Annotated in this window: 21 protein-coding genes and 2 tRNA genes; 16 read left to right on the plus strand and 7 right to left on the minus strand. The window is 71.0% G+C overall.

Annotated elements, in window-relative coordinates:
* Window positions 1-5 precede the first annotated feature (5 nt).
* From F1721_RS05050 to nudC, 5 genes are all read left to right on the plus strand, one after another.
* Window positions 6-1,421 (plus strand): PPE domain-containing protein, encoded by a 1,416-nt coding sequence (locus F1721_RS05050; RefSeq protein ID WP_150065338.1) that lies wholly within the window; start codon window positions 6-8, stop codon window positions 1,419-1,421.
* Window positions 1,422-1,507: 86 nt separating this feature from the next.
* Entirely contained in the window at window positions 1,508-2,323 is an 816-nt protein-coding gene (locus F1721_RS05055) for an ESX secretion-associated protein EspG (protein WP_150065339.1), read from the plus strand.
* Between the two features lie 80 nt (window positions 2,324-2,403).
* The gene (locus F1721_RS05060) at window positions 2,404-3,723 is read left to right on the plus strand and encodes a M16 family metallopeptidase (protein WP_150065340.1); all 1,320 of its coding nucleotides are present in this window, start codon (window positions 2,404-2,406) and stop codon (window positions 3,721-3,723) included.
* On the plus strand, window positions 3,720-5,087 hold the full coding sequence (locus F1721_RS05065; RefSeq protein WP_150065341.1) for a M16 family metallopeptidase: 1,368 nt from the start codon (window positions 3,720-3,722) through the stop codon (window positions 5,085-5,087). The genes F1721_RS05060 and F1721_RS05065 overlap by 4 nt, the downstream gene beginning before the upstream one ends.
* Window positions 5,088-5,112: 25 nt before the next feature.
* The gene (gene nudC, locus F1721_RS05070) at window positions 5,113-6,039 is read left to right on the plus strand and encodes an NAD(+) diphosphatase (protein WP_150065342.1); all 927 of its coding nucleotides are present in this window, start codon (window positions 5,113-5,115) and stop codon (window positions 6,037-6,039) included.
* Window positions 6,040-6,075: 36 nt separating this feature from the next.
* Here the strand turns inward: nudC and F1721_RS05075 are convergent, their stop codons facing one another.
* Together F1721_RS05075 and F1721_RS05080 are read right to left on the minus strand one after the other, a co-directional pair.
* On the minus strand, window positions 6,076-6,426 hold the full coding sequence (locus F1721_RS05075; RefSeq protein WP_150065343.1) for a helix-turn-helix domain-containing protein: 351 nt from the start codon (window positions 6,424-6,426) through the stop codon (window positions 6,076-6,078).
* Window positions 6,423-6,788 carry a type II toxin-antitoxin system RelE/ParE family toxin gene (locus F1721_RS05080; RefSeq protein WP_342782917.1) on the minus strand — a complete coding sequence of 122 codons (366 nt, stop codon included), beginning with the start codon at window positions 6,786-6,788 and terminating at the stop codon, window positions 6,423-6,425. The genes F1721_RS05075 and F1721_RS05080 overlap by 4 nt, the downstream gene beginning before the upstream one ends.
* Before the next feature lie 161 nt (window positions 6,789-6,949).
* Between F1721_RS05080 and F1721_RS05085 the strand changes: the two genes are divergently transcribed.
* The 4 genes from F1721_RS05085 (at window position 6,950) to F1721_RS05100 (ending at window position 11,115) form a co-directional block, all read left to right on the plus strand.
* Entirely contained in the window at window positions 6,950-9,037 is a 2,088-nt protein-coding gene (locus tag F1721_RS05085) for an ATP-dependent DNA helicase UvrD2 (protein WP_150065344.1), read from the plus strand.
* Window positions 9,038-9,522: 485 nt separating this feature from the next.
* Window positions 9,523-9,900: a WhiB family transcriptional regulator gene (locus F1721_RS05090; protein ID WP_150065345.1), complete on the plus strand. Its 378-nt coding sequence runs from the start codon at window positions 9,523-9,525 to the stop codon at window positions 9,898-9,900.
* Between the two features lie 22 nt (window positions 9,901-9,922).
* Window positions 9,923-10,114 (plus strand): hypothetical protein, encoded by a 192-nt coding sequence (locus F1721_RS05095; RefSeq protein ID WP_150065346.1) that lies wholly within the window; start codon window positions 9,923-9,925, stop codon window positions 10,112-10,114.
* A gap of 131 nt (window positions 10,115-10,245) precedes the next feature.
* A complete protein-coding gene (locus F1721_RS05100) occupies window positions 10,246-11,115 on the plus strand; it encodes a class I SAM-dependent methyltransferase (RefSeq protein ID WP_246154316.1) in 870 nt (289 codons plus the stop codon).
* Between the two features lie 10 nt (window positions 11,116-11,125).
* On the opposite strand, the gene F1721_RS05105 is transcribed toward F1721_RS05100, so the two are convergent.
* Complete coding sequence (locus F1721_RS05105) at window positions 11,126-12,436, minus strand: ABC1 kinase family protein (protein ID WP_150065348.1); 1,311 nt, start codon at window positions 12,434-12,436, stop codon at window positions 11,126-11,128.
* Window positions 12,437-12,842: 406 nt separating this feature from the next.
* The gene (locus F1721_RS34315) at window positions 12,843-12,992 is read right to left on the minus strand and encodes a DUF5679 domain-containing protein (RefSeq protein ID WP_010693945.1); all 150 of its coding nucleotides are present in this window, start codon (window positions 12,990-12,992) and stop codon (window positions 12,843-12,845) included.
* Between the two features lie 227 nt (window positions 12,993-13,219).
* Here F1721_RS34315 and F1721_RS05110 point away from each other — a divergent pair, with 227 nt between their 5' ends.
* Window positions 13,220-13,762 (plus strand): M48 metallopeptidase family protein, encoded by a 543-nt coding sequence (locus F1721_RS05110; protein WP_150065349.1) that lies wholly within the window; start codon window positions 13,220-13,222, stop codon window positions 13,760-13,762.
* A gap of 288 nt (window positions 13,763-14,050) precedes the next feature.
* On the opposite strand, the gene F1721_RS05115 is transcribed toward F1721_RS05110, so the two are convergent.
* On the minus strand, window positions 14,051-15,463 hold the full coding sequence (locus F1721_RS05115; protein WP_150065350.1) for a zinc-dependent metalloprotease: 1,413 nt from the start codon (window positions 15,461-15,463) through the stop codon (window positions 14,051-14,053).
* Between the two features lie 105 nt (window positions 15,464-15,568).
* Here F1721_RS05115 and F1721_RS05120 point away from each other — a divergent pair, with 105 nt between their 5' ends.
* Entirely contained in the window at window positions 15,569-16,594 is a 1,026-nt protein-coding gene (locus tag F1721_RS05120; RefSeq protein ID WP_150065351.1) for a YlbL family protein, read from the plus strand.
* Between the two features lie 83 nt (window positions 16,595-16,677).
* Here F1721_RS05120 and F1721_RS05125 read toward each other — a convergent pair whose 3' ends face one another.
* On the minus strand, window positions 16,678-17,205 hold the full coding sequence (locus tag F1721_RS05125) for a PPA1309 family protein (RefSeq protein WP_150065352.1): 528 nt from the start codon (window positions 17,203-17,205) through the stop codon (window positions 16,678-16,680).
* A 195-nt stretch (window positions 17,206-17,400) separates the two neighbouring features.
* Between F1721_RS05125 and F1721_RS05130 the strand changes: the two genes are divergently transcribed.
* The 3 genes from F1721_RS05130 (at window position 17,401) to F1721_RS05140 (ending at window position 21,018) form a co-directional block, all read left to right on the plus strand.
* Window positions 17,401-20,301 (plus strand): UPF0182 family protein, encoded by a 2,901-nt coding sequence (locus F1721_RS05130; protein ID WP_150065353.1) that lies wholly within the window; start codon window positions 17,401-17,403, stop codon window positions 20,299-20,301.
* 153 nt (window positions 20,302-20,454) lie between these two features.
* Window positions 20,455-20,531, plus strand: a tRNA-Met gene (locus F1721_RS05135).
* Between the two features lie 413 nt (window positions 20,532-20,944).
* Window positions 20,945-21,018: transfer RNA gene (locus tag F1721_RS05140), tRNA-Met, on the plus strand.
* Between the two features lie 85 nt (window positions 21,019-21,103).
* On the opposite strand, the gene F1721_RS05145 is transcribed toward F1721_RS05140, so the two are convergent.
* Window positions 21,104-21,274 carry a hypothetical protein gene (locus tag F1721_RS05145; RefSeq protein ID WP_246154267.1) on the minus strand — a complete coding sequence of 57 codons (171 nt, stop codon included), beginning with the start codon at window positions 21,272-21,274 and terminating at the stop codon, window positions 21,104-21,106.
* A gap of 392 nt (window positions 21,275-21,666) precedes the next feature.
* On the opposite strand from F1721_RS05145, the gene F1721_RS05150 reads away from it, so the two are divergent.
* On the plus strand, window positions 21,667-22,164 hold the full coding sequence (locus tag F1721_RS05150; protein WP_170301355.1) for a PadR family transcriptional regulator: 498 nt from the start codon (window positions 21,667-21,669) through the stop codon (window positions 22,162-22,164).
* A 106-nt stretch (window positions 22,165-22,270) separates the two neighbouring features.
* Complete coding sequence (gene prfB / locus F1721_RS05155; protein WP_150065355.1) at window positions 22,271-23,377, plus strand: peptide chain release factor 2; 1,107 nt, start codon at window positions 22,271-22,273, stop codon at window positions 23,375-23,377.
* Window positions 23,378-23,482: the final 105 nt, after the last annotated feature.

A 23,482-nucleotide genomic window follows, 5' to 3' on the forward strand; every position in this document is an offset into this window, starting at 1 on the left:
GAGTGATGGGGCTTCTCGACACGCTCGACAACGCGGGTTCTCGGGTCTTCGGCTGGGAGAGCGCTGCAGAAGAGCAGCGCAAGGAGCAGGCGGCGAAGGCCGACCAGGTCGCCCAGCAGCAGCAGAACCAGCTCGCCCAGCAGAACGCCGGGCTGAACGTCAACGGCTACGACTCGCCCGCGATCACGCAGTGCATCAACTGGTCCGGGTTCAGCCACGCCGACATCTACAAGACCAACCAGGAGTCGATCGACCAGGGGCGGGTCGGCGAGGTCGCGCAGGCCTGGCGGGACCTGGCCACGGGCCTGCGGGAACGCGGCGAGCTGTACGCCACCGACCTGGCCAGGATCATCGAGGGCGGTTGGCAGGGCGAGGCCGCGGACAACGCCAAGGAGGTCGGCAAGCCCGCCTCCGACTGGATGAAGGCCAGCGCCGACGCGTTCGAGATGACCGGGAACAACCTCCACACCGCCGGTGAGGCCGCTGGTCAGGCGGCCAGCATGGTCCCGAAGCCGGAGGGCTTCAGCTGGGGGCAGGCCGCGGCCAGCGCCGTTCCGTTCGGCGTGGTCGGCGGCGGCATCAACGCGCTCAGCCAGATGGAGGAGCAGGAGCAGGCGGAGAAGGCCGCGCAGGAGACGATGGCGCGCGTCTACAGCCCCACGCTCACCCAGGTCGACGCCAAGATGCCGACCTACACGGCACCGGACGGCAACACCAAGCAACCGCCGCCCGTGCCGCCCCCGCCGCCGACCGACTGGGGCGGTGGCCCCGGTGGTGGCGGCCCCGGCGGCGGTGTTCCGGGCGGCGGCTACCCGGGCGGCGGTGGCATCCCGGGTGGCAGCGGTGGTGGCTACCCGGGCGGTGGCGGCATCCCCGGCGGCAGCGGTGGCGGCTACCCGGGTGGTGGCTACCCCGGTGGTGGCGGCCCCGGTGGGGGCGGTTACCCCGGCGGCGGTGGCATCCCCGGTGGCGGAGGACCTGGTGGCTACACCCCGCCGTCCGGAACCGGCAGCCAGTGGGCCGACCCGCCCGGCGGCGGTCTTCCGGGCGGTGGCGGCCCGGGCGGGCTTCCCGGCGGCGGTACCGGCGTCGGCGGCGGTGCTGGTGCCGGTGGCGCGGGCATGGTCGGCGGCATGGCCGGTGGCCTGGGTGCCGGAGCAGCCGGGATGGGTGCTGGCGGCCGGGCCGGTGTCGGCGGGCTCGGCGCCGGTGCCGGAGCGGGCGCGGGCGCTGCTGGTGGCGCGGCCGGAGCCCGGGGCGCTGGCGCTGGCCGCGGCATGATGGGCGGCATGGGCGCCGCCGGTCAGCGCGGCCAGGGCGGCGAGGACGACGAGCACGAGCGCCCGTCCTGGCTCGAGGAGCAGGACGACGTCTGGATGAACGACATGCCGAAGACCGCGCCGCCGGTCCTCGGCGAGTGAAACGCAGTGCTGACCGGCGGTGCCGCGCGTCGGCGCCGCCGGTCAGCCGTTCTCGCGGCGGGTGAACTCACAAGAGGAGAAGCGCAGTGGGCGTGTTGGGGCGGTGGCAGCTTCAGCCGGTGCACCTGGACATCGTGCTCAAGTACCTGAAGATCGACGGTCTGACGCTGCCGCTGAGCAGCCGGTCGTTCGGGCGCACCGCCGACCAGTTCCGGCAGATCGCGCTCGCCGAGCTGGACCGGATGTCGGCCGCGGGCCTGGTGGCCGACGACGAGGTCGTGCCGCCGCTGGTCGACGCGCTCAAGACCCTCGCCACCCCGTACCTGTGGGTCGACTCGCTGTGGTTCCCGCAGGTCGGCAGCGACCACTGCTGGCGGGCGCTGGCGGTGTTCACCGAGGGCAACCGGGTCGTGCTCGGGGTGCAGACGCCGAGCGAGGACCCGAAGCGCGGCGGTCTGCTGACCGTCGAGGTGCACGAGAACGTCCCGCTGCCGCAGGTGCTGCTGGCCACCCTGCCGCCCACCAAGCCGGGATCGCAGGGCCCGGTGCGCGTGCCGCAGAGCTCGCTGGCGCCGCGGCAGCCCGACGACTTCGACCAGGGCAGCCTGATGCAGTCGGCCACCCCGGACCGCGGCAGCAGCGGTGACCAGCAGGTGGCGCTGTACGAGCGGATCGGGAAGGCGCCGCACCAGCGCATCGGCCAGATCGCGGCGAACGCCCGCGACCAGTACGGCCGCCGGAAGCGCTCCGAGGTGGTGTCCTGGTTCGACAACGAGCCCGACGGCCGCTACGTGAACCGGATCGAGCGCGGCAGCACCGGCGAGCAGGTGTTCGCGATCGTGCCCGCCGAGGCGCGCACGATCGGCGCGGAGATCGACCGGCTGATCGCCCAGGTGCGCTGACGCGCTCCGCGCACGCCCGATTCCGAAGAGTGTCGAAGGGGGCACGCGCAGCTGCGGGCGCCGCACGTAGGCTGCATGGCATGGTCGAACCCCAGCTGCATCGCGTTACGTTGCCCAACGGGCTGCGCGTGGTGCTGGCACCGGACTCGGCAGCGGGCCAAGCGTCAGGGCAGGCTCCTGTGGTCGGTGTCAGCGTGCACTACGACGTGGGCTTCCGTTCCGAGCCGGAGGGGCGCACCGGTTTCGCGCACCTCTTCGAGCACCTGATGTTCCAGGGCAGTGAGAGCCTGGAGAAGCTCGCGCACTTCCGCCACGTGCAGGGTTCCGGCGGCACCTTCAACGGTTCGACGCACCAGGACTACACCGACTACTACCAGGTGCTGCCGTCGGCGGCCCTGGAGCGCGCGCTGTTCCTCGAGGCGGACCGGATGCGGGCGCCGAAGATCACCGAGGAGAACCTGCGCAACCAGGTGGACGTGGTCAAGGAGGAGATCCGGCTCAACGTCCTCAACCGGCCCTACGGCGGGTTCCCGTGGATCCTGCTGCCCCCGGTGCTGTACTCGACCTTCGCCAACGCGCACAACGGCTACGGCGACTTCACCGACCTGGAGCAGGCGACGGTCGACGACTGCGCCGCCTTCTTCGACACCTACTACGCGCCCGGCAACGCGGTGCTCACGGTGGCCGGGGACATCGACGTCGAGCGCACCGTCGACCTGGTGCACAAGCACTTCGGCGACGTCCCGGCCCGCGAGGTCGCGCCGCGCCCGTCGTTCGGCGAGCCGTTCCCGGCCGGTGAGCTGCGCGGCAAGCACGCGGACCCGCACGCCCCGCTGCCCGCGGTCGCCCTCGGCTACCGGCTGCCCGACCCGGTCGGCGAGCTGGACGCCTACCTGGCCGACGTGGTGCTGGCCGCGGTCCTGAGCGACGGCGACGCCTCCCGCCTGCAGCAGCGCCTGCTGCACCAGGACTCGCTGGTGGTCGACGTGCACGCCGGTTGCGGCCTGATGGGTGCCCCGCTGGACGCCCGCGACCCGGACACCTTCACCATCACCGCGATCCACACCCCGGAGGTCGGGCTGGACCGGGTGGTCGGCGCGATCGACGAGGAGCTCGAGAAGCTGGCCACCGACGGCCCGACCGCCGACGAGCTGGCCCGGGTCACCGCCCGCTGGGCGGCCAGCCTGCACCGGGAGCACGACCGGGTGATCTCCCGGACCCTCGACCTGGGCAGCGCCGAGCTGCTGCACGGCCGGGCGGAGCTGATCTCCGAGCTGCCGCGGCGGATCGGCGAGGTGAGCGCCGAGGACGTCGCGGCGGCGGCGAAGGGGCTGCGCTCCGACGCCCGCGCGGTCCTGGAGCTCGAACCCGCCGGCGACGAGAACGGAGGTGCGGCATGACCCGCGCAACGCACCGCAGCGCCGAGGAGATCGGCCGCACCGAGCTGGGGCCGCGGCCGCTGCCGCCGCTCGGCGAACCCCGCACCGGCCGCCCGCCGGTCACCGTGGACACCGTGCTGGGCAACGGGCTGCGCGTGATCGCCGCCCGCCACGGCGTGGTGCCGATGGTCGAGCTGCGCCTGCGGATCCCGTTCGCCGGCGAGGACCCCAAGCACCCGGCGCTCGCCGAGCTGCTGGCCGAGACGCTGCTGACCGGCACCGAGCGCCGCAGCCGCGTGCAGATGGACACCGACCTGGCCGCGGTCGGCGGCGACCTGAACGCCGTCGTCGACCCGGAGCGGCTCAGCGTCTACGGCAACGCCCTGGCCACCGGCCTCGACACGCTGCTCGACGTGCTCGCCGACGCGCTGACCGGCGCCGCCTACCGCGAGGAGGAGATCACCGGGGAGCGCGCCCGGCTGGTCGAGCGGATCGCCGTCGCGCGCTCGCAGCCGCGGGTGATCGCGCGGGAGGAGCTGCAGCGCCACCGCTACGGCGACCACCCGTTCGTCCGCGAGGTGCCGGAGGCCGAGGACGTCGCCGCCGTCACGGCGGAGGAGGTCCGCGCCCTGCACCCGGAGGCGGTCCTGCCGCGCGGTTCGGTGCTGGTGCTCGTCGGCGACATCGACCCGGACCAGGCCGTGGCGGCGGTCGAGCGGATCCTGGGCAGCTGGCAGTCCGAGCGCAGCGCCCGCGAGCTGCCGCCGCTGCCGGTCGTGCAGGGCGGCGACGTGAAGCTGGTGCACCGGCCGGGCGCGGTGCAGTCGCAGCTTCGGTTCTCCGCGCAGGCGCTGCCCCGCACCGACCCGCAGTACCCGGCGCTGCAGATCGCGAACCTGACCTTCGGCGGGTACTTCTCGTCGCGGCTGGTGGAGAACATCCGCGAGGACAAGGGCTACACCTACGGCGCGCACTCCTCGTTCGAGTTCACGCCCGGCAACGGCACGCTCCTGGTGGACGCCGACACGGCCAGCGAGGTGACCGCGGCCGCCCTGCTGGAGACCCGCTACGAGCTGGCGCGGCTGGCGCTGGTGCCGCCGACCGAGTCGGAGGTCGAATCCGCCCGGCAGTACGCGATCGGCGGCCTGCTCACCTCCACCGCCTCGCAGTCCGGGATGGCCTCCACGCTCGTCGCGCTGGCGGTGGCCGGGCTGTCGCAGGACTGGCTGGTGGAGCACCCGGAGCGGCTGCGCGAGGTGACCGTCGAGCAGGTGGCCGAGGCGGCGAAGCGGTTCGCCCCGACCTCGTTCACCGGCGTGGTCGTCGGCGACGCGGACCAGCTGGCCGACCAGATGCGGCTGCTCGGCGGTGTGGTGCTGCCGTGATCTCGTTACTCGGTGAGGCGGGCGAATGACCTCCAACGTGTTCGCGGGAACCGGTTTCCAGCTGGATTCCGCCCCGCTGCTGTCCAGGTCCACCGTGGACCGCCGCGAGCAGCTGCGGGACGCCCCGGACGGCGGGGCCGAGCTGTGGGCGACCGGGAAGGTGGTGCTGGTCGACGCCAAGGGCCGCACCCGCATCGACGCCGACTCAGGCCTGGTGACCCACCCGGCGGGCGACTTCGGTGAGCGCCCGGCCCCCGGCGCGGTGCTGCTCGGCGTCGAGGGCGAGGTCAGCTACTGGGCGCTGCGCAGCGACCACGACGGCGCCCGGGAGGGCTGGCTCGACCTGCGCCGCGGCGGTGGACTGCTCGACGACACGGGTGCCGGGCTGTTCACCACGGCGGTCGGTCTGCTCGGCTGGCACGACAACGCCCGCTACTGCGCGGTGTGCGGAGCGGCCACCACGCGCGTGCGCGCCGGGTGGGCGCGGCGCTGCACGGGTTGCGACCGCGAGGAGTACCCGCGGACCGACCCGGCGGTGATCTGCCTGGTGCACGACGGTGCGGACCAGGTGCTGCTGGCCCGCCAGCCGATCTGGCCGCCGGAGCGGTACTCGGTGCTGGCCGGGTTCGTCGAGGTCGGCGAATCGCTGGAGGCCTGCGTCGCGCGCGAGGTGGCGGAGGAGGTGGGCGTCGCCGTCACCGACATCCGCTACCTGGGCAGCCAGCCGTGGCCGTTCCCGCGGTCGCTGATGCTGGGCTTCGCGGCGATCGCCGACCCCTCGGCCCCGCTCGTCCCGGCGGACGGCGAGATCGAGGACGCGCGCTGGGTGCACCGCGACACGGTGCTGGCGGCCCTGGAGTCGGAGGGCAACGCGGTCGACGGCCTCCGCCTGCCCCCAGGCGTCTCCATCGCCTACCGCATGATCCGCGGCTGGGCCACCTGGCAGTCCTGATCCTCGGGGCCGGTCGGGCACGCCCGACCGGCCCCGTCAGGCGGCGTTCTTCGGGAACAGCAGTCCGACGTCCAGGTCGGTGTCCTCGCCGTCGAAATGAGCGCTGAGCTGGATCGTGCCGCCGAGCGCTTCCACGTAGGAGCGCAATGTTGCCACCGTGTGCGACTCGATGTCTCCCCGTTCGATGGCGCTTACCCGCGGCTGGCCGATACCCATCCGCTCCGCCAGCTCCGTCTGCGTGAGACCGACCTTCTTCCGCAGCTCGGCGAGCCGGTACCCGTTGTAGTACGCCTCCAGCTCGCGCAGGTCGTGCTCGGCCTGCTCCGGTGTGAGGCCGATCCTGGCATCGAGCTCTTCCCGGAGTTCGTCCCAGGTGCGCCATTTCATAGCTTGTCTCCTTCAACCGTGCGCAAGTATTCGAGATAGCGCTCTTCGGCAAGAGCGATGTTGCGTCGGTACCACTTGTTCCACTCGCCTGCTTTGTCGCCTGCGACAAGTAGGACCGCCTGGCGATGGGGGTCGAAGACGAAGAGGATCCGGATCTCGGACCGCCCCGGGAGCCTGGCCTGAGCTCCTTCAAGTTCCGGACGGTGCTCCCGTTTAACGTGTCGGCCAGCGGACGCCCAAGTCCGGGTCCTCGGTGTTCCAACGCGATCAGTGCGGCACGTACGTCTTGATAGCTCCTCGGGTCTTGGTTGTTCAGATCGCTGAGCCACTTGGCCACCTCGGGATGCGGGACTATCTGCCATTGCATGGCGCCAAGCTAGTGCATATTTGGCATATTACCTGTTAAACGGCTTGATCATCACTTGAACGCGTGTGCGAAATCCCCCTTCGGGATGGGCGACACGCGGGCCGGTCTTCGGGGTGTGGCCCCGATCGGGGGAGCGGGTCTGCGAAGATGCCGGGCATGGCCGAACAACCGCGACTCCTGGAAGGTCTCGATCCGGAGCAGCGGCAGGCGGTCATCGCACCACGCGGGCCCGTGTGCGTCCTCGCCGGTGCGGGCACCGGCAAGACCCGCACCATCACCCACCGCATCGCCTACCTCGTGCAGCGCGGTCTCGTCGCGCCGCAGCAGGTCCTCGCGGTGACCTTCACCGCCCGCGCGGCGGGGGAGATGCGCACCCGGTTGCGCGGGCTGGGCGCGGCGGGCGTGCAGGCGCAGACCTTTCACGCCGCGGCGTTCCGGCAGCTGCGCTACTTCTGGCCGCGGGTGCACGAGACGCAGATGTGGCAGCTCACGGACAACAAGTTCCGGCTGGTGATGCAGGCGGCGAACAAGATCGGGCTGTCCACCGAGAAGGAGGACGTCCGGGACCTGGCCGGTGAGATCGAGTGGGCCAAGTCCTCGCTGATCGGCCCGGAGCAGTACCCGGCCGCGGCCGCCGCTGCCGGGCGCGACGTCCCGGTGCCCCCTGAGCAGCTCAGCAAGGCCTTCGCCGCCTACGAGCAGATCAAGAACCGCGCGCAGGCCCTCGACTTCGACGACCTGCTGCTGCACATCGCGGCGATCCTGGAGGACCGGTCGGACATCGCCGAGGAGTTCCGCAGCCGCTACCGGTCCTTCGTGGTGGACGAGTACCAGGACGTCAACCCGCTGCAGCAGCGGGTGCTGGACGCCTGGCTGGGCAACCGCGACGACCTCACGGTGGTGGGCGACGCGAACCAGACGATCTACTCCTTCGCCGGGGCCTCGCCGAAGTGGCTGATCGCGTTCCCGCGCCGCTTCCCGGACGCCACGGTGGTCCGGCTGGAGCGGGACTACCGCAGCACCCCGCAGGTGGTGGCGCTGGCGAACCAGGTCATCGGCGCGGCCCGGGAGCGCCCGGCGGGCACCCGGCTGAAGCTGATCGGCCAGCGCCCGGACGGCCCGCGCCCGGACTTCGCCGAGTACGACGACGAGACCGACGAGGCGGAGGCGATCGCGCGCAAGATCGCCCAGCTGGCCAAGCGCGGCGTCGCGCTGTCGGAGATCGCGGTGCTGTTCCGGGTCAACGCGCAGTCGGAGGTCTACGAGAAGGCGCTGGCCGACGCCGAGATCCCGTACCAGGTGCGCGGCGGGGAGCGCTTCTTCGCGCGGGCCGAGGTGCGGCAGGCGATGGTCTCGCTGCGGACGGCCGTCGCCCACGACGACGGTGCGCAGGACCTGCCGGGAACGGTCCGCGACGTGCTGCGCGAGGTCGGCCTGACCGACGAGCCGCCAGCCGGTGGTGCCGCCCGCGAGCGCTGGGAGTCGCTGATCGCGCTCGTGGAGCTCGCCGAGGAGCTCGCGGCTTCGGTGCCCGACGCGGACCTGGCCCGCTACGTCGCAGAGCTGGACGCGCGCGCCGAGTCCCAGCACCCGCCGACGGTCGAGGGCGTGACCCTGGCCTCGCTGCACGCGGCGAAGGGCCTGGAGTGGGACGCGGTGTTCCTCGCCGGGCTGGTCGAGGGGACGCTGCCGATCCAGCACGCCGACACCGATGCGGCGATCGAGGAGGAGCGCCGCCTGCTCTACGTCGGGGTCACCCGGGCCCGCGAGCACCTGTTCCTGTCGTGGGCGCTGGCGCGCGCCGGTGGGCGGCGGTTCCGCAGGCGCAGCCGCTTCCTGTACAACCTGGTCCCGGACGAGCACCCGGCCGCGCTGCCGGGCCGGGCGAAGCCGCGCGAGCCGCTGCAGCGGCTGTCGAAGCCGGTCAAGCCGCGTTGCCGCATCTGCAACGCCCCGCTGGTGAGCACGATGGACATCAAGCTGGGGCGCTGCGCGGACTGCCCGTCCGATGTGGACGAGGACCTGCTGTCCCAGTTGAAGGCGTGGCGCAGCGAGCGGGCCCGGCAGCTGAAGGTGCCCGCTTACGTGGTGTTCACCGACGCCACGCTGACCGCGATCGCCGAGCAGCGCCCGCTCGACGAGAGCGCGCTGGTGGGCATCTCCGGGATCGGGGCGTCGAAGGTGCAGAAGTTCGGCTCCGACGTCCTCGCGCTGATCCAGGGCGAGCGCCGCGACACGCGGTAAAACGCCTGGTGGCGGAGGTTTTTCAGGCCTTCGGGCGGATTCTTTGAAAAATACGTTGCGACCGGCACGGCAGTGCCAATAACCTGCAAGAGCGCGAGTCGTGGTCGGCAGGACCACGATCTGAAGTCCTGGGAAGGAGGTGGCCACGGTGACGACGATTTCGATCAACCGCACCCCGAGCCGCCTCATGGCCGGGGCCATCGCGCTGTTCCGTGTCACTTTTGCGCCATTCCCAGCTGACGTCCACGCCGGTTATGGCCGAAAGTTCCAGCCGCGTTGGTTCCGCGCGCTCCCGACGAGCGCGGTGACCCCGCGTCGGTCCGTTCGTTGGCGAATCCCTGATCCTCTGATCTAGGGGCGCCTCTCAGGCTTGTCACAGGCCGCGGACCAGCGATTGGGTCCGCGGCCTTCTTGGCGTTGCCGAATTCTCCACATCCACATCCACAACCACGACCTGTTACCGATCGACTACAGGAGGACGTCGCATGTTGACCGCGAGTGTGCCGATAACCAACTCGGGCACCGACTTGCAGCCAGCTGCCGACACCGTCGCCGGGCTTCTCGACAGCTCACCGGGCCTGGACGACAAGCTGCCCTGCCGCCAGGACCCGGACCTGTGGTTCGCCGAGAACCCGCGGGAGCTGGACCAGGCCAAGGCGTTGTGCGCCGACTGCCCGATCCGGGCCGAGTGCCTGGCCGGAGCGCTGTCCCGCGGCGAGCCCTGGGGCGTCTGGGGCGGCGAGATCTTCGAGCGCGGAGCGGTGGTCGCCCGCAAGCGTCCGCGCGGCCGCCCGCGCAAGCACCCGCTGCCCGCAGACCAGCCCGCGGCCACCCGGAGCCGTCGCCAGGAGCAGGCGGCGTAAAGCCGAAACCGAACACCGAACCGTGCTGCGGCACCTGATGAACGACGAGGTGGAAGACATGATCCCGGAGCAGATGACCCTGCTGCGCATGAACGAGCTGCGCGAGGAAGCGCATCGACAACGGCTGGCCCGCGAGATGTCCGCCGGTCGCTGGTGGCGGTGGCTGGCCGCCTACGCGACGCGGCGGGCCGCGGCCGCCTCGCGATGTTGCTGAGCGCTGAACCACGTTGCACCGCAACGGATTCCGGTTGCCGCCGGGCGCTCCCCGGCGGCAACCGGACCGCCGCGCACCTTGACAACTCCAGAGCGGAAACCCGTTGCGCCGTAAGCTGGTCGTTCGTGGCTATGCATTCGCACGACAACATCGACTGGGACGCGCACCTGCAGCGGTTGCGGGAGGCTGACGAGCTGACCGCGCCCGAGACCGCCGAGCGGGTCGCCCGGCTGCTGCGCCCGAGCGACCGCACCGTGCTGGAGATCGGTTCCGGGGCGGGCGGAACGGCGGCGGCGTTCGCCGCGGCGCTGGCGGATTCCGGCGGTGAGGTGGTCGTGGTGGACACCGCGCCGGAACTGCTCGCGGCGGCCGCCGACCGCGCCGGGGCGGTGTCGGACCGGGTGACCGTGCACGCGGTCCAGGCGGACGCCGCGGAGGACGGGCTGGTCGAGGCGGTGGCGCAGGCCGGGGCGCCGACGCAGGCCGACCTGGTCTACGCCGCGTTCGTGGTGCACCACCTGCCGGACCAGCTGGCCGGGCTGCGGCGGCTCGCGGAGCTGGTGCGCCCGGGCGGTCGGCTGGCGATCGTCGAGTTCGGCCTGCAGACCAGGGTGCTGCCCGATGACGTCGGGCTGGGCGAACCGGGCCTGGAGGGGCGGCTGATCGCCGGGCGCGAGCAGTGGTTCCGGCAGATGCGCGCGGAGATGACCGGAACGACCCGGCTTCCGGTGGGGTGGGGCACGGCGCTGGCGGAGGCGGGGTTGTCCGACGTGCGCTCGTGGAGCTACCTCGTCGACCGCCCGGCGCCGCTGGACGAGATCGGCCGCAGCGCGGTGCTGCGACGTCTGGGGCTGCTGCGCAGGCACGCCGAGGAGTTCCTGGACCCGGCCGACCTGGCGGCGCTCGACCAGCTGCTGGACGAGACCGGCGAGCACTACGCCGGGAACCGCGACGACGTCTACTTCCTCACCGCCAACACGGTCCACGTCGGAACCCGCTGACGGGGGGCGGTCAGTCGGTGAAGCCCGGCTGCCACCGCGCGATGACGCTGCGCGCGTCGACCTCCGCGTCGAGCTGGCACAGGATGCCGGTGGCGCCCAGCGTGACCCGGTGGATCAGCAGGTAGTCCGGGGGCAGGTTCAGCGAGCGGCCGGTGCGGAAGTCGGGGCTGCGCAGGTCGCCGACCCGCTCCGCCTGCCGCTGCAACCAGCGCCGGGTGAAGTGGAACTTCGAGGTGCGGACCGGGTCGACGAACGGCGCCAGGTAGGCCAGCACGTCCTCGGCCCGGACCTCGCGGTCGGGCTGCACGAACCGCTCGGCGCGCAGCAGCTCCAGCAGCTCGGTGGACTTGTCCTCCAGCGCCAGGCGGATCATCCGGCCGAAGGTGGCGGGCAGCCCGTCGGGCAGCCGGGACACCGCGCCGAAGTCGATCACGGCGAGCCGACCGTCCGGCAGCAGCATGAAGTTGCCGGGGTGCGGGTCGGCGTGCAGCAGGCCGACCCGGGAGGGGGCGGAGTAGTGGAACTCCGCGAGCAGCTGCCCGGCGGTGTTGCGTTGCTCGCGGTCGCCGTCGGCGATGATCCGCGAGTACGGGGTGCCGGACACCCACTCCGTCACGACCACCTTGGGGGAGCTGGCCACCACCGCGGGCACCCGGACGTCCGGGTCGTCCTTGAAGACCTTGGCGAAGGCCCGCTGGTTGTCCGCCTCGGTGCGGTAGTCCAGCTCCTCCACCATCCGGTCCTGCAGCTCGGTGAGCAGCGGCTTGACCTCGGCGCCCGGTGCCAGCGACTGGAACAGCCGGGAGAACCGGGTCAGCTGGCGCAGGTCGGAGCGCAGGGCCTCGTCCGCGCCGGGGTACTGCACCTTCACCGCGACCTCGCGGCCGTCGTGCCAGATCGCCCGGTGCACCTGGCCGATGCTGGCCGCGGCAGCGGGGGTGTCGTCGAACTCGCTGAACCGCGAGCGCCAAGCCCGGCCCAGCTGCTCGTCGAGCACCCGGTGCACGCTGCTCGCGGCCATCGGCGGAGCGGCGGACTGCAGCTTGGTGAGCGCCTCGCGGTAGGGCCCGGCCATCTCGTCGGGAACGGCGGCCTCGAAGACGCTCAGCGCTTGGCCGAACTTCATCGCGCCGCCCTTGAGCTGCCCCAGCACGGAGAACAGCTGCTCGGCGGTCTTGGCCGACATCTCGGCGCTGATCTCGGCCGCGTCCTGACCGGTGAGCCGCTTGCCCCAACCGGCCGCCAGCCGACCGGCGACGCCGAGCGGCAGACTGGCGAGCTTGGCGGTGCGGTGCGCTGCCCGGCGCGGGATGTCGGCCACGAATTCTCCTTGGTACGCGCAGGAAAACCCTCTCGGCGTTCGAAGCGCCCGAAGGCGCATTCGAAATCGGGGAACCCAATCACATGCTAGAGGTTTCCGGGCGTGCCTTGGGCGGCGATAGCGAGGTTGGCGCGGACTTTGCGTCGCCGGGCGGATTCCACTACTCCGCTGAACCGGGAAAGCGGTGCGAATCGCGCTTTCCGGTGCGCGGTCGGCGGAAACGTGCGGGGGAAAGCGGTCGGGCGCGGTCGGGGCGGCTGACGAGGTTCGCGCATTTCGCCTGGTGCGGACCACTGCTGGTGGGGAAGGCACGTGTGCTCCCCCGGCGCACCGGCGCGCGGCCGCTGCGATGTCCGACGCGCTGGCGGACTGGCGGGTGGGCCTGCGGCGGCCCACCCGGGACCGGTCACGCCTTGCCGAGGATGCGGGTCATCTTGGTGCCGCAGACCGGGCATGTGCCCTTGGCCATCCGGCGACCGTTGGTCTCCGAGACCTCGCCGGAGAAGTCGCGCTTCTCCCGGCACTTAACGCAGTAGCCGTTGTACGTCTCGGCCACGGCTCCCCTCCTTCGTGTCGTGACCCAGCCCACCGGCTGGATCGTCTGCGGCCCTCCTCCGGGCGGCTGGGGGAACGGTACATGTGGGCTATTCAACATGCATGCATTAAGAGCATCGCATGTTCGACTTAATTGAGTAATCCCTCAAGAGGTCACAGTGCGTAGGGGCTGTGGTGCGGCTCACCGGGGGAACCGATTGTCGGCTCTTCTCGCTAGGGTCCAGATTCGTGGCTGAACCCCAGGTCGAGGTGCGCCGCAGCAAGCGCCGCCGGCAGACGGTGAGCGCCTATCGCGACGGTGACAAGATCGTGGTGCTGCTCCCTGCGCGGATGACCCGCGCGGAGGAAAAGCGCTGGGTGGCGGACATGCTCAGCCGCCTCCAGCGGAGCGAGACGCGTAGGCGCTCGCCCGCGCGCGAGTCGGACGAGGCGCTGGTCCAGCGCTGCCGCGAGCTGTCCGCGCGGTACCTGGACGGGCGGGCCGAACCGAGCGGTGTCCGGTGGGTCCCGCCGATGCGCACCAGGTGGGCCTCCTGCACGCCGAGCGAGGCGACCATTCGGGTGAGTCGACGCCTCCGAGATGTACCCGGATGGGTGCTCGATTACGTGCTCGTCCACGAGCTGGCGCACCTGCTGGTGCCGGGCCACGGCCCCGACTTCTGGAAGTGGGTCCGCCGCTACCCGAAGACCGAGCGGGCCATCGGCTTCCTGGAGGGGCTGTCCGCGGCCGCGCAGCTCGGCATCGGCCTGGACGACGACGAGGCGGACTGAGAAGCGCCGCTGCAGGGTTCGTCCGTGAAGCGGCGCAAGGCGCCGCCCCGGTGTCGGTCTTTGCTGGGGCCGGGCCTGGTGCGCTGCGACGAGCGCAGGAGTGGGCGTTTCAACATTGGTTGCACGCCGCAGCGATGGCTCGCGCCGAGGCACTGCGGGCGCTGGGAGTCGGCACGAGCAACAATGCGCCTGCCGCGGACGACCCTGACGTCGTGCTGTCAGGGCACCTGCGGCAGGCGCTTAGCTGCTACCGGCACCGCCGCGCGGGGTGGTGCCGGAACACGTCGGTCAGGACTGGTCGTCCCGCTTCTGGTCGTCATCGTCGGTGTCTTCACCGGCCTTCGCGGCCTCGTCGGCCTCAGCGCGGCGGATCGCGGCGATCAGGTCGTCCAGGTCGGCCGGGGCGGCACCCCAGCGGTCGGCGAAGTCCAGCGGCTCGTCCAGATCCGAGCTGTCCGGCAGCAGGTCCGGGTGGTCCCACACCCGGTCCCGGCTCTCGGCGCCGTGCCGCTCGGTCATCAACCGCCACAAGTTCGCCGCGTCGCGCATCCGGCGCGGGCGCAGCTCCAGGCCGATCAGGGTGGCGAAGGTCTGCTCGGCGGGCCCACCGGTCGCCCGGCGGCGCCGCACCATCTCGCCCAGCGCGTCGGCACCCGGCAGCCGCTCGCCGACCGCGTCGGCGACGACCACGTCGACCCAGCCCTCGACCAGCGCGAGCAGCGTCTCCAGCCGCTTCAGGGCGGCTTCCTGCTCCGGGGTGGTCTTGGGCTCGAGCATCCCGGAGCCCATCAGCTCCTGCATCGAGCTCGGGTTGGACGGGTCGATCTTCCCGGCCAGGTCCTCCAGCGCCGAGGTGTCGATGTGGATGCCGCGCGCGTACTCCTCGACGGTGGCCAGCAGCCGCTGCGCCAGCCACGGCACGTGGCTGAACAGGCGGTGGTGCGCGGCCTCGCGGGCGGCCAGGAACACGGTCGCCTCGCTGATCGGCCGGTCCAGGCCCTCCACGAAGCGCTGGATGTTGGCCGGCAGCAGCGCGGCGGTGCCCGCCGGGCCGAGCGGCAGACCGACGTCGGTGGAGGTCAGCACTTCGCCGCCGAGCTGGGCCAGGCCGCTGCCGAGCTGCGAGCCGAAGGTCATGCCGCCCATCTGGCCGAGCATGGACAGCAGCGGGCCGGCGGCCTGCTTGGCCTCCTCCGGCAGCGCCTCCAGCCAGGCGCTGGACATCCGCTGCGCCACCGGGTCGCACAGCCGCTGCCAGGTGGGCAGCGTCTTCTCCACCCAGTCGACCGACGACCAGGTCTGCACCGAGCGCACCCCGGCGGGCAGCGAGGTGGCGGCGTCGAGCCAGAGCTCGGCCAGCCGCACCGCGTCGTCGATCGCCTTGACCTGATCCTGGCTGGGGCGTTCGGTGCGCTGGTTGTTGTGCAGCTGCTGCACCGCGAGCTGCTTGGCGAGGTCGTAGTTGACCGGCCCGGAGCCGCCGCTGCCGGAGTGGCTGAGCGCCTGGCCGAGCTGGGTCAGCATCTGGCCGAGCTGGCCGATGTCGAAGTTGGGCATGCCGCCCGGACCGGGCATGCCGGCGAAACCGAAGGGCGTGTCGCCCTGGTTTCCGGCGCCACCCTCAGAGCGGCCTTTCGACGAGTCGCCCTTGTCGGGGTCGTCGGGGTCCTGCGAGCCGAACCCGAACGGCAAGTTGGTCATAGTTCCACGGTACGCGGCTTGCGCCGCCGGGCAGAAGCCGTCCGGGGCTCGCGGGGTGCGAGGACCGCTCACATCGCCAACAGCGAACACGTACGCTGTCGCCTCGTGAACCGCCGTACCTGGACGCTGCTGACGAGCGTCGTGCTGGTTGTCGCCTTCGGCTTGCTCGGTGCGTTCGTCCGGGTGCCGTACGTGGCGCTCGGCCCGGGGCCGACCTACGACACCCTCGGCCTCGACGGGGACCAGCCCGTCATCAGCATCGAGGGCCAGCAGACGTTCCCCACGGGCGGTCACCTGAACATGACCACGGTGTCGGTGACCGACCAGCTGTCCATGTTCGGCGCGCTCGGCCTGTGGGCCAGCGGGCGCTACGCGCTGGCGCCGCGCGACCTGTACTTTCCGCCGGACAAGAGCGAGCAGCAGATCGAGCAGGAGAACACCGAGGCGTTCAACGACTCGCAGACCACCGCGGAGACCGCGGCCCTGCGCTACCTCGGCTACCCGATGAAGGTGCTGGTCGGGCAGATCGTCAAGGGCAGCCCGGCGGACGGCGTCCTGGAGCCGGGGGACCGGTTGCTGACGGCCAACGGCCGGCCGGTGACCGATCCGCAGTCGCTGCGGTCGGCGCTGACCGACACCAAGCCCGGTGATCGGGTGGAGATCCGCTTCCAGCGCGCCGACCAGCCGGAGCAGGTCGCCAGCGTGCAGCTCGCTGCGGGCCCCGCCGACCAGCCGCAGGGCTTCCTCGGGGTGGCGGCGACCGAGCGGCCGGACGTCGACTTCGACATCAAGATCAGCCTGGCGGACGTGGGCGGTCCGTCGGCGGGGCTGATGTTCACGCTGGCGATCATCGACAAGCTCACCCCGGGCGAGCTCAACGGCGGCCAGTTCGTGGCCGGGACCGGGGAGATCACCCCGGAGGGCGAGGTCAACCCGATCGGCGGCATCCCGTTCAAGATGGTCAAGGCGCGCGAGGCGGGCGCGACGACCTTCCTGGTCCCCGCCGACAACTGCGCGGAGGCGAAGGCGCAGGCCCCGGAGGGCCTGCAGCTGGCCAAGGTGGGCACCCTCCAGGACGCCACCAAGGCGCTCGACGACCTCCGCGCGGGCAAGGCCCCGGCCAGCTGCTGACCCGTCCGGGGCGCCTGAGAATCGCAGGTCGGACGACCGACCGGCCCTAATTCACCCGAACGTGGCGGAGCTGCCCGCGGCGGTCAGTCCGCGAAGGTGGCGTGCAGCGCCGTGACCAGGTTGGGGGCGAGCGAGCGGTCCTCGATCAGCTCGCCCTGCTCCGCGCCTTCGGCGCGCAGGCGCATCACGCACGCTTCGCCCCCGTCGCGCAGCACCGCCGCGACCAGTCGCGCCTCCCGGCGCTCCGGGTGCTCGGCGGCGGCCTTCCGCGCCGCTTCCGCGTCGCTCGGCAGCCCGGCCTCCGCCTCCGGCGGCAGCACCACGATCTCCTGCACCAGCGCGCACCCGGCCACCTGCTCGGGCCACTCGATGCGGCCGAGCGCTTCGGCGAGGTCCTCGGCGGGCAGGGAGTCCTGGGCGATCGGGGTGAGCGCCGATTCCGGGTCGAGCTGGTCGGCCAGCCCCGGCTCGGCCGCCAGCAGGAGCTGGGTGGGCACCAGGGCGAACACCTGGGTGGGCTGGTCCCACCCGGCGGCGGCGACGAACTCCTCGATCTCGCGGGCGGCCGGCGGCAGCGCTGCGGTCAGGTCCTGCTCGGGGGTCTGCGGCATGCCGCCCATGGTCGCACCGCCGGACCGCCCCGCTCCCGACCGGGCAAGATGTCGGATAAATCCAATTCGCGAAGGCCCTTCCAGGAACTTCACACCGGGGTCGTAGAGTTGAACATCACGAGGGCGGTCGGTGGTGTGGACACCGGCGTCGTCCCACCTGCCTGCTGATCGTCACCAGGAGCGTGCGCTGTGGCCATGCGGCCCCCGGTTGGAATGCCGAAACTGTCCCGGCGAAGCCGAATACTGCTGATCCTGGGCGGCATCGTGCTGGTCGCCCTGATCGCCGGATCGCGGATGCTGGGCACCTACGTGGACTGGCTCTGGTACGGCGAGGTCGGCTACCGGGGCGTCTTCACCACCCAGCTGCTCTCCCGGGCCGGGCTCGGGGTGGCCGCCGCGGTCTTCCTCGGGGTCGTGCTCGGCCTGAACCTGTGGCTGGCCTACCGCAACCGGCCGGTGTTCGTCCCGGTCAGCGGCCCGGACGACCCGCTGGCGCGGTACCGCACGGTGGCCTCCGAGCGGTCGCGGCTGTTCGGGCTGGGCATCCCGATCGTGGTCGGCGTGATCGGCGGGCTGGCCGCGCAGGCCGACTGGCAGACGCTCCAGCTGTACCTGCACAGCGTGCCGTTCGGCCAGGTCGACCCGGAGTTCGGCAACGACATCAGCTTCTACACCTTCGAGCTGCCGTTCTGGCGGCTCCTGCTGTCGTGGGCGTTCATCGCGGTCACCGTGTCGTTCATCGGCGCGCTGATCACGCACTACATCTTCGGCGGCATCCGGCTGGCGGGTCGCTCCGGCCAGCTGTCGATGCCCGCCCGCGTCCAGCTCGCGGTGCTGGCCGGGCTGTTCGTGCTGCTCAAGGCGGTCGACTACTTCCTGGACCGCTACGACCTGCTGCTGTCCCAGCGCAACTCGCTGTTCACCGGTGCCAGCTACACCGACCTGAACGCGGTGATGCCCGCCAAGCTGATCCTGATGTGCATCGCGGTGTTCTGCGCCCTGGCGTTCTTCGCGGTGATCTTCCTGAAGAACCTGCAGATCCCGGCGCTGGCCGCGGTGCTGCTGGTGCTCTCCAGCGTGGTGGTCGGCGCGGTCTGGCCGGCGCTGCTGGAGCAGTTCTCGGTGCGCCCGAACGCCAACCAGCGCGAGGCGCAGTCCATCGAGCGCAACCTGGCGGCCACCAAGTCGGCGTTCGGCATCGGCCCGGACAACGTCGAGATCACCGACTACCCCGGCCGCACCCAGCTGCAGCCCAGCGAGGTGGCCGAGGACAAGGGCACCATCCCGAACATCCGGCTGCTGGACCCGAACGTGCTCGCCCCGACGTTCACCCAGCTGACCCAGCAGTACAACTTCTACGGCTTCACCGACAAGCTGGACGTCGACCGGTACCGGGACGCCGAGGGCAACCTCCGCGACTACCTGGTGGCGCTGCGCGAGCTGAACACCGACGGCCTGGCGGTCAACCAGCAGAACTGGATCAACCGGCACACCGTCTACACGCACGGCAACGGCTTCGTCGCCGCACCGGCCGACCGGGTCGACTCGACCTTCCGGGAAGGCGCCACCCAGGGCGGCTACCCGGTCTTCCAGATCAGCGACGTGGCCAACAACGGCCAGGGCGCCATCCCGGTCAAGCAGCCGCGCGTCTACTACGGCGAGCTGGTGGGCCGCAACGACTACGTGATCGTCGGCGGCAACCCGGGCGAGCCGCCGCGCGAGTACGACACCGACCAGCAGCAGTACACCTACACCGGCATGGGCGGCGTCCCGGTCGGGAACCTGTTCCAGCGGCTGGTCTTCGCCGCCTACTACGGTGAGCGGAACTTCCTGTTCAGCGGCGTGATCGGCAGCGAGTCGAAGATCATCTACGAGCGCAACCCGCGGGACCGCGTGCAGAAGGTCGCGCCCTGGCTCAAGCTCGACGGCGACCCGTACCCGGCGGTGGTCGACGGCCGCATCAAGTGGATCGTCGACGGCTACACCACGCTGAACAACTACCCGTACTCGCAGCTGACCGAGCTGGGCGAGGCCACCAACGACACCCTCACCGGCGTCGAGCGGCAGCCGAACCAGCAGATCAACTACATCCGCAACTCGGTCAAGGCCACCGTCGACGCCTACGACGGCAACGTCGAGCTCTACGCGGTGGACGAGCAGGACCCGGTGCTCAAGGCCTGGGAGGGCGTGTTCCCGGGCGTGGTCAAGCCGTCCAGCGAGATCACCCCCGAGCTGCGCGACCACTTCCGGTACCCGGAGGACATCTTCAAGGTCCAGCGCAAGCTGCTCACCGAGTACCACGTCGACAACCCCGGCGACTTCTTCTCCACCCAGACCTTCTGGGAGGTGCCGTCGGACCCGACCAGCCGCGGCAACGTCGCCGGCAACGAGGGGCAGCAGCCGCCGTACTACGTGCTGGCGCAGGTCGGCGACCAGCAGGAACCGACCTTCCAGCTGACCAGCGCGCTCACCGCGCTGCGGCGGCAGAACATGTCGGCGTGGGTGTCGGCGTCCTCGGACCCGGAGGACTACGGGAAGCTGAGGGTGCTCAGGTTGCCGACCAACACGCTCACCCCGGGTCCGAACCAGGTGCAGAACCAGATGGAGTCCACTCCTGAGGTCACCGAGAACCGCACGCTGTTCAACAACCCGAACGTGAACGCGATCTTCGGCAACCTGCTGACGCTGCCGGTCGCGGGCGGCCTGCTCTACGTCGAGCCGATCTACATCCAGCGCAACGAGCAGGAGTCCTACCCGCAGCTGGCCAGGGTCCTGGTGTCCTTCGGCGGCAAGGTCGGCTTCTCCGAGACGCTGCAGGGCGCGCTGGACCAGGTGTTCGGGTCCGGCGCGGGCCAGGCGACCCAGACCGGCGAGCAGGAGCCCCAGCGCCCGCCGGCCGAGGGCCAGCAGCCGCCGCCCGGGCAGAACAACACCTCCAGCCCGGAGATGACCAAGGCCGTCACCGACATCCGGGCCGCCCTGGAGCACGTCCGGAAGGCGCAGCAGTCCGGGAACTTCGGCGACCTGGGCGCGGCCTACCAGCAGCTCGACGACGCGATCAAGCGCTTCGAGCGGGCGCAGGGCACCGGCGGCTGACCAGCCGACGCGCACCGCGGGGCGAGGACCGGGAACGGTTCTCGCCCCGCGGCGTTTTCCGGCCCCCGATCGGGTGCAGGATGTGCTGCGTCACTTTTCCGGCCACGCGATTTGCACTAAGCTTCCCCGGTCCGTAAGGTTGAGGACACACGACGCGGGGTGGAGCAGTTCGGTAGCTCGCTGGGCTCATAACCCAGAGGTCGCAGGTTCGAATCCTGTCCCCGCTACCATTCGGATGTTCAGGGCCCCCGACTTCGTCGGGGGCCCTTTCCCGTTGTCCTTATTTCTTTGCGGGGGCCGAGCCCCCGTAGACCCCCACGGTGCGGTGGTTGCGTTTCGTCGGCTCCTTGCGGGGGTGGCGTTCCCGGCCTGGGTGTTGACCAGCTCGTCGTTTTGTTTCCCGTGGTGCAGCGGGGTGCGTTTGGTGCGTGGCTGGTTCTGGGGGGCTGGTTCTTGGTGGCTGTTGATCTGCTGGTGGTGGTTGGGGGTGCTGGGGGAGTTTTCGGACTCGACCTTCGGGATGGTGTTCTTGCTGGTCAGGGGTGTTGTTTGGGGTTAAGTGACCCCCCGTGTTGGGGGGCTTTTTCGGGGGTGTAGAGTTAGCGGCACAACAGAAGAACGCAGCCGGAAATCAGGTTGCTGGCGCGGGGTGGAGCAGTTCGGTAGCTCGCTGGGCTCATAACCCAGAGGTCGCAGGTTCGAATCCTGTCCCCGCTACTACTCGAGAAAGACCCCCGATTTCGTCGGGGGTCTTTCTCGTTGGTTCCGTTTCGCCGCGAGGCGCGGTGCCGTGCTCCGGTTCTCAGAGGCCTTGGGCCCACTGGCGGGCGCAGGCGGGGGAGCAGACCCTGCCGTCGCCCCGGACCACGCCGGTCGGGCGCATCGACCGGCCGCAGACCATGCAGGAGTCGGCCTCGCCGTCGCGTGGCCTGGGCACCAGCGACTTCGCCCGCTCCGCGACCTTGCTGGTCACCTTCGTCCTGCTCTCGTTGACCTTGGTTCGCAACCAACTGCGATGCACTTTCCCGCACCTCCTGCTCGGTCGCTGTCGGCCGCCGGCTGGTCGGCCCAGGAGTCACAGTGATGGTGACCCGACGTAGTTGGGCAGATCCAGAACGTGATAACACCTCATTGCGCCGCCAAGAACCCCCATCCAGGCGAACCGGGGTCGTGCTCGTCGCAATGCGTGCAGGCGGCGGCCGGGATCCGGCTGCGCGCTGTGTCCGGTCCCGCCGGACGGCAGTCGTCCGGCCCCTGCGCCGATGGCGCAACCGTTCGTCCACTTGGACCAGTTCACTGCAACCACAGTGGACAGAATCGGAGACCATTGTGGACAGCTTCGCGCGAGCATGGCACCGTGGCAGTGTGACCGAGCTGAATGCGACATCCGCTGCCCTGTTGGGACTACTGCACGAAGGTCCGAAGACCGGTGGCCAGCTGGTTGCTGCCGCCACCGAGCGCTTCGGAGGGTTCTTCAGCGTGACCCGCAGCCAGGTTTACCGCGAGCTGCCCGCGCTGACCGACGCCGGCCTGCTCCGCCTCGGCAAGCAGGGGCCGCGCTCCAGCCAGCAGTACGCGATCACCGCGGCCGGCAAGCGCGCCTTCAAGTCGTGGCTGAACACCGAGCCGGGGCCGGACAACGTCCGCAGCCCGCTGATCCTGCGGCTGGTCTACTCCGGTTCGCTGACGCCGAAGCAGCGCGCCACCCTGGTCGAGTCGGCCCGCGCCCAGTACGCGGTGAAGATGGACGAGGCGAAGAACGCCGCCAAGACCGCGGGCGACCCGTACGAGAAGGCGGCCGCCGACTTCACCGTGGCCTACAACCGGGCGATCATCAAGCTCCTCGACGCCATCCCGGACTGATCCGGACTGCCTGCTCGCGCCGCGCTGCGGTGCGGGTGGCCGGGGAGAAATGGTCAACGGGCCGTCCTCGTGGGCGGCCCGTGCCCGGTGAAGTACGCTGAGCACTGTGAATCCCGACGTCGCAGCTTCGCTCAAGGAACTGTCCAACACCCTCGAGGGCATCGAGAGCGTGATGGATCTGGATGCTCTGCGCGCGAATATCGCGGAGCTGGAGGCCGAGGCCGCCAAGCCCGACCTCTGGGACGACGTCGAGCACGCGCAGCGGGTCAGCAGCCAGCTCGTGCACCGGCAGGCCGAGCTGCGCAAGATCACCGAGCTGCGGCAGCGGCTCGAAGACCTCGAGGTGCTCTACGAGCTCAGCGAGGACGAGGGCGACTCCTCCGGGCTGGAGGAGGCCGACCAGGAGCGGGAGACCCTCAAGAAGGACCTCGAAGCGCTCGAGGTGCGCACCCTGCTGTCGGGCGAGTACGACCCGCGCGGGGCGATGGTCACCATCCGCGCCGAGGCCGGTGGCGTCGACGCCGCCGACTTCGCCGAGATGCTGATGCGGATGTACCTGCGCTGGGCCGAGCGGCACTCCTACCCGGCCGAGGTCTACGACACCTCCTACGCCGAGGAGGCGGGCCTGAAGTCCGCCACCTTCCGCATCGACGCCCCCTACGCCTACGGCACCCTCTCGGTCGAGCAGGGCACGCACCGGCTGGTGCGCATCTCGCCGTTCGACAACCAGGGGCGCCGCCAGACCTCCTTCGTCGGCGTCGAGGTGCTGCCGGTGGTGGAGGAGACCGACCACGTCGACGTCCCGGAGAAGGACATCCGGGTCGACGTCTTCCGGTCCTCCGGCCCCGGTGGGCAGAGCGTCAACACCACCGACTCGGCGGTGCGCATCACGCACATCCCGACCGGCATCGTGGTGTCCTGCCAGAACGAGAAGTCGCAGCTGCAGAACAAGGCGGCCGCGATGCGCGTGCTGCAGGCCAAGCTGCTGGCCCGCAAGAAGGAGGAGGAGCGCGCCGAGCTGGACGCCCTCAAGGACAGCGGCTCCAGCTGGGGCAACCAGATGCGCTCCTACGTCCTGCACCCGTACCAGATGGTCAAGGACCTGCGCACCGAGTACGAGGTCGGCAACCCGGACGCGGTCCTCGACGGCGACATCGACGGCTTCCTGGAAGCGGGCATCCGCTGGCGCCGCCAGCAGCAGACCGTGGCCTGACGAACACGCACCGGCAGGCGGCGGAATGCGCAGGTGATCCGGGCTGCCGCCGCCGGTCCGGGTGAGTCGCCGTCCCCCTGATGGACGCAGGTAAACTCACTCCCC

Source organism: Saccharopolyspora hirsuta (assembly GCF_008630535.1).
Classification (GTDB): Bacteria; Actinomycetota; Actinomycetes; order Mycobacteriales; family Pseudonocardiaceae; genus Saccharopolyspora; species Saccharopolyspora hirsuta.

Excerpts from the sequence above, each read along its gene's own strand:
- F1721_RS05060 (WP_150065340.1), top strand. The coding sequence starts at position 2,404 with ATGGTCGAACCCCAGCTGCATCGCGTTACGTTGCCCAACGGGCTGCGC.
- F1721_RS05075 (WP_150065343.1), bottom strand. The coding sequence starts at position 6,426 with ATGAAATGGCGCACCTGGGACGAACTCCGGGAAGAGCTCGATGCCAGG.
- F1721_RS05125 (WP_150065352.1), bottom strand. The coding sequence starts at position 17,205 with ATGCCGCAGACCCCCGAGCAGGACCTGACCGCAGCGCTGCCGCCGGCC.
- F1721_RS05130 (WP_150065353.1), top strand. The coding sequence starts at position 17,401 with ATGCGGCCCCCGGTTGGAATGCCGAAACTGTCCCGGCGAAGCCGAATA.
- F1721_RS05050 (WP_150065338.1), top strand. The coding sequence starts at position 6 with ATGGGGCTTCTCGACACGCTCGACAACGCGGGTTCTCGGGTCTTCGGC.
- F1721_RS05090 (WP_150065345.1), top strand. The coding sequence starts at position 9,523 with ATGTTGACCGCGAGTGTGCCGATAACCAACTCGGGCACCGACTTGCAG.
- nudC (WP_150065342.1), top strand. The coding sequence starts at position 5,113 with ATGACCTCCAACGTGTTCGCGGGAACCGGTTTCCAGCTGGATTCCGCC.
- F1721_RS05100 (WP_246154316.1), top strand. The coding sequence starts at position 10,246 with ATGCATTCGCACGACAACATCGACTGGGACGCGCACCTGCAGCGGTTG.
- F1721_RS05080 (WP_342782917.1), bottom strand. The coding sequence starts at position 6,788 with ATGGCAGATAGTCCCGCATCCCGAGGTGGCCAAGTGGCTCAGCGATCT.
- F1721_RS05065 (WP_150065341.1), top strand. The coding sequence starts at position 3,720 with ATGACCCGCGCAACGCACCGCAGCGCCGAGGAGATCGGCCGCACCGAG.
- F1721_RS05115 (WP_150065350.1), bottom strand. The coding sequence starts at position 15,463 with ATGACCAACTTGCCGTTCGGGTTCGGCTCGCAGGACCCCGACGACCCC.
- F1721_RS05085 (WP_150065344.1), top strand. The coding sequence starts at position 6,950 with ATGGCCGAACAACCGCGACTCCTGGAAGGTCTCGATCCGGAGCAGCGG.